Origin of the sequence: Actinospica sp., from assembly GCF_035552695.1 — a bacterium.
GTDB lineage: Bacteria > Actinomycetota > Actinomycetes > Streptomycetales > Catenulisporaceae > Actinospica.
Window position 1 is genome coordinate 1 of record NZ_DASZKT010000223.1, and the last position, 7,360, is coordinate 7,360.

Below are 7,360 nucleotides of genomic sequence, written 5' to 3' on the forward strand. Positions count from 1 at the left end.
GGTAGCACCAGGATCGCGAGCGCGGGAAGGCAGAACCACAGCGTCGTTGTCGGAGCTCCGGACGAGCCGCGTCCGCGCACCACGTCAAGCATCGCCACGATCGCCAGCAGCGCGATCAGCAGGTCGAACCAGTACGTGCGGCCGAGATGTTCGATTCGGCTCACGCGCCGAACGTACTCCACCAGCTCGCGGACCGCCTCCCACCAAGGTCAGATCCGGGATCCCTCTCAAGTACTACCCATCTCGGAACCGGCAGCCTGGCGACGCCGCGCCGGCGCTGCGTACTCAGACCAGTCCGTGCCGCATGGCGAAGATTGTTGCGACGGAGCGGTTCGAGGCGCCGATCTTGGCGTAGATGTGCTGGATGTGATGATCGGCGGTCTTGGGCGAGATGGTGAGCGCGTGCGCGACCTGGGCTGTGGTGTGCCCGATGGCGATGAGGCGGAGCACCTCCACCTCGCGTGGGGTCAGGTCGGCCGGAGCGGTCGGTCGCGGCGATGGGCGATGTCCGACTGCCCTGCGCACCGCCTCTACTGCCTCGCGGTCGAGCCGTCCTTCGCGGACCTCCCGGGCGAGCTCGTCGGCGGCCTTGTCCGGCGCCCGCGCGCCGCGATGGGGCCGGATGCTGGTCAGTGCGTCGTAGACATCGGCGGCTGCGAGTACCCGGGCCGCGGGCTCCAGTCGTGATCCGTCGAGGCCCCGGGGATACCCGCTTCCGTCGATTCGCTCATGGCTGGCGGAGGCCAGGTCGGCAAGGTCGGCAAGGCTCCCGTACCGGAGGATGCGGTCGGTGTAGTAGGCGTAGAGCTGCATGCGCTCCCTTTCGGCGAGGGTGAGCGTTCCCACCTTGTCCCAGATGGTGTTCGGTACGCCGGCGCGGCCGACGGAGTGCACGAGGGCGGCGCGTCGGAGGCGGACGACATCGTCCCCCGGGAGCGCGAGGAGACCTGCGGCGGTCGCGGCGAGCTCGGCGACCCGTCGCGAGTGGCCGCTGAACCACGGGGACTTGAGGTCAGCGAAGTCACCGAGAGCGGAGAGGACCGTGTCGAACTGATCCCCGATGAGCCGCGGCTGCCCACCCGGCTCGGCCTTCAGGACGGCCTCCCAGCTCGATTGCTCGAGCACACCGAAGATGTCGTGGGCGTCCCGCGCGAGCACCGCGACGATGTGCGGATCCAGGATGGACCCGGCGAACCGGCGGGCGAGCTCGAGTGCCGGCTCGATCCCGGCGCGCCGGTGCTCGACCTCCGCGTAGTTGGCCACGGCGAACACTCGGGCCGCAATCGGAATCGCCTCGCTCGAGGCTCCGCGTGGGACGCCCTTGCCGTCCCACCGCGCGAACGTGTGCCGCAGCGGATCGATCACGCCCGGCCCGAACCGCAGCTCCTCGGCTAGCCTGCCGGTCACCTGGCAATGGGTCGCCATCGACTCCACCACTGCCCGCATGCCGCTGGCGAGAAGTCGCGTCCGGGCGTTGGCGCGTCGAATTGGTCCGCCGTCGGAGCCGGCGCGCGAGACGAAGTAGCGCGCCATCGCGAGCTCTGAGGGTCCAGCGTTGAACATCCCGGCGCGCAGCGCGAGGTCATCACCCCACACCTGCCGCATCTCGAAGGCGTCGGCGGTGCAGCCGGCCATCGCCAGCAGGCTCAGCCAGTAGACGTTGTCGCGGGTCGCAGGGTCGAGCTCGATCCGCTCGGCGAGCCGGATCGCGATCAGGCAGGACCGGAGGCCGTGCTCCATCTCCTGACCAAGACCGAGATCGGCTGCGAGCGAGAGCGCAGCCACCAGCTCCACCAGACGCGGTCGGGTGGCACTCGCGCCGTCCATAGCGCGCAGACGGTACCGCCTGCGCAGGGAGATAGGGAATCCTCCCGATGGCACGCCCGTCGAGCGCCCGTACGGTGACGTTCCAGATCACGTCAGGAGAGGAGCTTTGCGATGGAGTTGTACGCGATCATTAGGCGAGGCGGTTGGTCCAGTAGCGACGAGCTCGCGGAGGCAGCGGCGCGCTCGACGGCAGCCGGCGAGGAGATGGCCAGCGAGGTCCACTGGATCCGCAGCTACGTGCTTGACGAGGGCGGGGGCGCTCTTGGGACCGTGTGCGTCTACGAGGCCACGAGCCCCGAGGCGATCCGCAAGCACGCGGCTCGCGCCGTCCTTCCGGTCGACGAGGTTGTGCCGATCGCGGACACGGTCGTGGTGCGCCCCGACCCCGCCCCGGTCCTCGACTGATGCGGCCGGAGGACGAACGAATGCCCGACACGATTCTCATCAACCTGACGACCGGCCTCGAGGACCCAGAGCGGGTCACGATCGCGTTCCTGGTCGGCGGCGCCGCGGCCCAGAGGGGCAAGCGGGTGGCGATGTTCCTCACCAAGGAGGCGGTGAGACTCGCGCTACCGCGACATGCCCACGCGGTCGCGTGCGAGGGTTGTCCGCCACTCGACCGCCTCTTCGAACAATTCGCGGACGGCGGCGGTCAGCTGCTCGTCTGCCCGATCTGCTGGAACGCGCGCCGGCTCGACGAGACCGCGCTCGTCACCAACGCGACGCTCGCAGGAGCCACACCGATGCTCGATTGGATGGGAGACGATGCCGCCACCGTCTTCAGCTACTGAGATCGCCGAGTCTTCGCTTGGCGCGAAGCTCGCACACTCGATCGCACGCCATGACTTCGCGGAAGTCGCCGAGCTGCTCCACCCCGCCATCGAGTTCCGTGCCCTGACGCCGCGCCGTGCCTGGGCGCCTGCCACTCGCGAGGACGTACTGGACCTGCTGCGCACCTGGTTTGGCGACTGTGACATCCAGCACGTGCTCCGCGTCGAGACCGACGAGATCGCCGGGCGCCTCCACGTCATCTACCGGTACCAAGGTGAACGGCCCGATGGCCCCTTCCTCATCGAACAGCAGGCCTACTACGACGAGACCGACGGCCAGATCAGCTGGATCCGGCTGCTCTGTTCGGGATTCCAACCGCGATGACCGACCTCGCCTCAGACAGCCCTTCGGGTGCGGGCACCGACGGCGCCGCTGCTGCCGAGCTCAATGGGCTGGTCAAGCTCTATGGGGCGCGGTGTGTCCCGCTGGTGTACGACCCGTTCCTGTGGCTCGGAGAGCACAGGGTCATGGCCGACCTGCGCCGGGAGGTCGTCGGCTGGGCGGGCGGTCGCGTGCTCGAAGTCGGTGCGGGCACTGGGCTGAACATCCCCCACTACGGGGAGGGACTACGCGAACTCGTGCTGACCGAGCCAGAGCCGGCTATGTCCCAGCGCCTCCAGCGCCGCGCCAAGGCCGCGCAGGTCCCCGCGCGTGTGCTGACCGCGTTCGCCGAGCACCTGCCCTTCGACGATTCATCGTTCGACAACGTCGTCGTCACGCTGGCGTTGTGCACGGTCGCCGATCCAGCTGCCGCGTTGCAGCAGGCACGCCGCGTGCTCGTCGATGGGGGCAGGTTGCTCTTCATCGAGCATGTCCGGGCCGACAAGGGGTCTGCGCTCGAGCGCTGGCAGCGCCGCCTCCATCGGCCCTGGCGCGCCTTCGCCTACGGCTGCCGTTGCAATCAGGACACGCTGCGCCTGCTGGACGAAGCCGGATTTGAGACGTCCGGGATCCGGCAGGAACGCTGGCGCGGGATGCCGCCGATTGTCCGACCGCTGGTGTACGGCGCGGCGCTGGCGGTGTAGGGGCCGCGCGCGACCGTGCCAGTCCACGACGTTGCCAGCGCCGAGGCAGAAGCAACGGGAGCTCACACACCGTCGCGCAGAGTCTTTGGCGGGGAACGATCCGAGACAGTGTGGTCGCGCTGACGGCAGAGCCAAAGCAGGTCAACAGCCCGATTCATCCACGGCACTCGGTCCTCCCCAATAGCGAGTTCGTCGCCAAGGACAAGTCCGGCGGCCGGTCCTGCGGCGCACGAATGCGAGCGCAGGGAACCTTCCGATTTCGGGCGCTACAGCGGTCATGGATGAGTGCTGCGCCGCAGCAACCGTTCCCAAGCGGCGCCCGTGTTCACGGTGACGTTCGCCGCCGCTTCCCTGGTCCGATGCGCTGAAGCGGCGGTCCACGCTTGAGCGACCGCTGCCGGCCGGGCGTTCCCAAGGGGACGCTGTCGATGACCGACCGCTCTGGCCCCTCAGACCTGGCCGGCGCCGCGTGCGCGCTCCCGCGCGTTGCGGGGCGGGCGATCAGTGGGCCTTGAGGCCCGCCCTGGCACGGAAGCAGGTCCGGTTGGGCCGGCGATTGCTCTCGCTCTGTCAATGGGTAACGGTCTGACTGGCGATTTGATGGGTGGCGGAGAGATCGGGCCGGGGGCCCGATGTTCCGGGGATGGTGACGACGCGATTACGGCGCCCCGAATGGTCGGCGGTGGAGGGGGACGATCGGTTCGTCTCGGGGCGAAGTCCCTGACGCCCGGAGACGACGCCGCCATGGGGGAGTCCGAAGTCGTGACCGCCGAACTGTTGCACCCGCCGCCGTCTGGCAGAGGGCGTCAGCCTTCGGACTCGTCGATCCGCTCCGCGTACGCCGCCGCGGGGCGCACGCCTCACTGAAGCGGCTGGCGGGCTGGCGGCGGCCGGTCACGTTGACCAGCCGCCGCCATCCAGCCGGGCTCCGTTAGGGGGTGATGCTCCAGACCCCACGCCCGTGCGTCGCGGCATAGACGCTCGAGCCGTCGGGCCCGGGCTCGATGTCGTTGACCGACTCGTTCGGCAGGCCGGTGCCGAGGGTCGACCAGCTGGTGCCGGTGCCGGCGCCGTCGAGCGCGGTGAACACGCCGGAATCGGTCGCGAGCACAAGTCGGTTGCCCGCGGCCATCACCAGCGCGTCCCCGGGGAGGTCGGGCAGGTTGCCGGAGATGTCGGTCCAGCTCTTGCCACCGTCGACCGTCTCGAACACGTGGCCGCTGCCGCCACCCGGGATCCAGCGGCGGCTGTAGCCGTTGAACACCGCGATCGCGTGATTGGGGTTGGCCTTATCGACCGTGATCCCGGCGATGAACCGGTTCGGCAGACCCGCGGTCGAGACCTGGTGCCACTTGCCGCCGGCGTTGGTGGCAATCCCCGAGCTGAACGCCGGTCCCGGGTTGCCGCCGCCGCCGACCCACGCGGCCCAGATCGTGCCGTTGGCTGCGGACAGCGCCGTGACCGCGTTCCCGGCGCCGGTGTTGAACACCTTCGCCCAGGTGCAGCCGCCCTTGGTCAGGCACTTGGTCTTCCAGCCGATCGTCGAAACCCAGACGTACTGTCCACCGGCGACCCAGGTGTTGACGTTGGCCTGGTCGGCGACGAACGGCGCGACGAAGCGCGCCCCCGGATCGCAGTCCTTGCGCGGCGTCTCGCCGACGGTCTCCTGCGCAATGCACGACGGGCTCACGAACGAGTTGAAGGTGTGGCCGCCGTCGGTGCTGGAGTACATCGTCAGGTCGGTGTACTCGCCGACCATCCGGTTGGCGTTGGCCGGGTCGACGATAACGTCGAACCCGTCACCGCCGGCCGGCTCGACCATCTGCGCCCGGTTGGGATCGACGAGCGCCGTGCCGTTGTCCTGTAGGCCGCCCCAGATCGCGGTGCCGCCGGCTGGGTCGTTGCCCGCCTGCGCGTAGTAGTACTGCAGGTTGTGGAGCGTCGCGTTGAGATCGCTCCAGTCCCCGTACCCCGTGTCGGTGAGCGGGCGGCTGTAGACGCCGCCGTCGTTACCGATCACGATCTTGCTGTCCGCGATCATCATCGCGTGCTGGTCGGGGTGCGTCACGTTTGGGCAATTGGGATTGCACGCCAGGCCGTAGTTCCAGTACGGGCTGGCGGTGTCCCAGGTGGCGCCGCCGTCGCTTGACTCGAACACCTCCTCGAGTCCCGCATAGACGTGATTGGGGTTGGCCGGATCGACCGCGAGATCCTGGTTGTACCAGGCCTGGACGCCGACTCCGTACCCGGATCCGACCGCCAGCGCCGAGCCCGACGCCGCGAGCTTCGCCTCATCGGCGATCTTCGTCCACGGGCCGGCGGGATCACCGTTGGCCGACACGAAGATGCCCTGCAGGACGCTCTCCTTCCCGGCCGCCTCAGCGGCCGGCGACTCGATCACGGCGTACAGGCGGCTGCCGTCGGCGCTGTACGCGAACGTCGTACGGCCGATGTCAGTCGCGTCGATGTCGCCGCTCGGCGTGATTCGGTTGAACGTCTGGCCGCCGTCGGTCGAGACCGCGAAGCCGTTGTTGCTGTCGGCCGTGAGCGGGCCACGCCAGCCGACGACGGTGACGACCTTGCTCGGGTCGACCGGGTTCACCGCCACGTCGGTGATCTGGTTGTCGTAGTAGGGCGTCGGGTCCGTGGCCGGGGCATTGGTGAACACCTCGGTCCAGCTGCCGCCGCTGTAGCGCCACAGACCATCGTTGGTGGCGGCCAGCGCCGCGCCGCCGTCGAACGCGATCCGGAAGACGGTGCGGGAGACGATTGGGTTGGAGCCGTCCGCACTGGTCACCGCAGTCCATGTCTGACCGTCGTCGGTCGAGCGGTAGATGCCGGTGCCTGCGTACGAGTCTTGGCTGGTGTTGGCCTCGCCGGTGCCGACCCAGACCGACCCGTCGGGTGCGACTGCCAGCGCGCCGATCGAGAGCGAGCTCTGGCTGTCGAACACGGGGCTCCAGGTCGCGCCCTGGTCGGTCGAGCGCCAGACGCCGCCGTCCGCGGTCCCGGCCAGCCAGCTCCCCGCCAGAGTCGTCGTCAGTGCGGTCGTGCGCCCGGCGACGATCCCGAACCCGGAACCGATGTTCGACCAGAACGGGTCGGTGTAGTCCGGCGGATTGGCGTTGTAGGTCTTGTTGGTCTGCTCCGCCCATGCCCCGCCGAACGTCGGTAGCGCGGCGGCTGCCGCGCGCCCGGCGATCAACGCCTCGGCCGAGACGGTCGCGGCCGGCGCGGAGCGCTCGAGGCTGTACGCCGCCTGCATGTCCGCCAGATCACCGTCGTCCGGCGTGTGGGTTGCCGTCGGCTGGCCGCCGTGCGCCTTGACTGCTTGCCTGTATGCCTGTTGCCTGGCGGCGGCGCCGCGGCCGTTACCGGCTGCGTACGCAGCAGGGACCGTGACGACACTCGCGGCAAGTGCGGCTGCCGAGATCGTCAATGCTGCCGCCAGCCGTCGGCGGGGAGCAACTGGGACCCTCATTTACTACCTCCTCTAAAGATGAACGCGCCGTTACCCGGCAGCGGCAACGGTTCTACCCACGAAAGGCCGGCCGACTAACCTGCCATGCCGCTAATGAGCCGCTCCGCTGGACCTCGATTTCGCTCGACGGGTGCGTGGCGAGCCGCCGAAGGAGACGAGCTAGCGCTCGATGACATCGCCCGTCACGTCTTGGACG

At 69.2% G+C, this 7,360-nt stretch carries 6 protein-coding genes; 4 read left to right on the plus strand and 2 right to left on the minus strand.

The features are described from left to right. Positions 1 to 285: 285 nt before the first annotated feature. Entirely contained in the window at positions 286 to 1,785 is a 1,500-nt protein-coding gene (locus tag VG296_RS25530) for an HD domain-containing phosphohydrolase (protein WP_325569936.1), read from the minus strand. A 153-nt stretch (positions 1,786 to 1,938) separates the two neighbouring features. On the opposite strand from VG296_RS25530, the gene VG296_RS25535 reads away from it, so the two are divergent. The 4 genes from VG296_RS25535 to VG296_RS25550 are packed head-to-tail and all read left to right on the plus strand — an operon-like array spanning position 1,939 to position 3,683. Then, positions 1,939 to 2,232 carry a nickel-binding protein gene (locus VG296_RS25535; protein ID WP_325569938.1) on the plus strand — a complete coding sequence of 98 codons (294 nt, stop codon included), beginning with the start codon at positions 1,939 to 1,941 and terminating at the stop codon, positions 2,230 to 2,232. A gap of 20 nt (positions 2,233 to 2,252) precedes the next feature. Beyond that, a complete protein-coding gene (locus tag VG296_RS25540; protein ID WP_325569940.1) occupies positions 2,253 to 2,618 on the plus strand; it encodes a DsrE family protein in 366 nt (121 codons plus the stop codon). Next, positions 2,593 to 2,982, plus strand: coding sequence for a hypothetical protein (locus tag VG296_RS25545; RefSeq protein ID WP_325569942.1), 390 nt, complete (start codon positions 2,593 to 2,595; stop codon positions 2,980 to 2,982). The genes VG296_RS25540 and VG296_RS25545 overlap by 26 nt, the downstream gene beginning before the upstream one ends. After that, complete coding sequence (locus VG296_RS25550) at positions 2,979 to 3,683, plus strand: class I SAM-dependent methyltransferase (RefSeq protein ID WP_325569944.1); 705 nt, start codon at positions 2,979 to 2,981, stop codon at positions 3,681 to 3,683. Before VG296_RS25545 ends, VG296_RS25550 begins: the two co-directional genes overlap by 4 nt. Before the next feature lie 931 nt (positions 3,684 to 4,614). Here VG296_RS25550 and VG296_RS25555 read toward each other — a convergent pair. Beyond that, on the minus strand, positions 4,615 to 7,164 hold the full coding sequence (locus VG296_RS25555; protein WP_325569946.1) for a glycosyl hydrolase: 2,550 nt from the start codon (positions 7,162 to 7,164) through the stop codon (positions 4,615 to 4,617). Between the last annotated feature and the right edge of the window lie 196 nt (positions 7,165 to 7,360).

Coding starts and splice junctions, on each gene's coding strand:
- VG296_RS25535 (WP_325569938.1), top strand. CDS start 1,939: ATGGAGTTGTACGCGATCATTAGGCGAGGCGGTTGGTCCAGTAGCGAC.
- VG296_RS25540 (WP_325569940.1), top strand. CDS start 2,253: ATGCCCGACACGATTCTCATCAACCTGACGACCGGCCTCGAGGACCCA.
- VG296_RS25545 (WP_325569942.1), top strand. CDS start 2,593: ATGCCGCCACCGTCTTCAGCTACTGAGATCGCCGAGTCTTCGCTTGGC.
- VG296_RS25550 (WP_325569944.1), top strand. CDS start 2,979: ATGACCGACCTCGCCTCAGACAGCCCTTCGGGTGCGGGCACCGACGGC.
- VG296_RS25555 (WP_325569946.1), bottom strand. CDS start 7,164: ATGAGGGTCCCAGTTGCTCCCCGCCGACGGCTGGCGGCAGCATTGACG.